1 protein-coding gene is annotated in these 679 nt (G+C 45.8%); it reads left to right on the plus strand.

The window, feature by feature from the left end:
• A partial coding sequence (locus B4033_RS09040; protein ID WP_286833315.1) for a UvrD-helicase domain-containing protein occupies nucleotides 1–679 on the plus strand: 679 nt, incomplete at both ends.

Genomic DNA, 679 nt, shown 5'->3' on the forward strand with positions numbered 1-679 from the left:
CTTTACCAACAAAGCCGCACGTGAAATGAAAGAGCGAGTAAGTAAGTTACTCACACGTGAAGAAGGCAAAGGCTTATCAGTATCGACCTTCCATACCTTTGGTCTGAATCTATTACGTTTAGAGCTAAAACATACACCGCTGAAAAATAATTTCTCGATTCTGGATGCGGATGACTGTAAACGTATTCTGATGGACCTGATGCATCGCGATAACTTGTCTGGTGCAGAAAGCAAGGAGTTGATCGCGAAAGCGATGAAGATGATTTCCGACTGGAAAAACGATCTGATTCCACCCGAGCAGGCTCATACCACCTGTGAAACTCAGGAAGATGTCCAGTTTGCGCATTTGTATCAATTGTATGAACGTAACTTGCGTGCCTATAACGCCGTTGACTTCGATGACCTGATTGTGATGCCAACGCGTTTGTTACAGGAAAACGCTGAAGTGCGTGACAAATGGCAGAACCGTGTGCGTTATTTGTTGGTGGATGAATATCAGGATACCAACACCGCCCAGTATATTCTGGTGAAGTTACTGGTCGGCGTAATGGGCCAGTTCACTGCAGTAGGGGATGATGACCAGTCGATCTATGCCTGGCGTGGGGCTAAACCGGAAAACATGGCGTTGTTACAGCAGGATTTCCCGAATCTGAAAGTTATCAAGCTGGAACAGAACTAC

Origin of the sequence: Acinetobacter sp. UBA3132 (assembly GCF_002364825.1) — a bacterium.
GTDB lineage: Bacteria > Pseudomonadota > Gammaproteobacteria > Pseudomonadales > Moraxellaceae > Acinetobacter > Acinetobacter schindleri.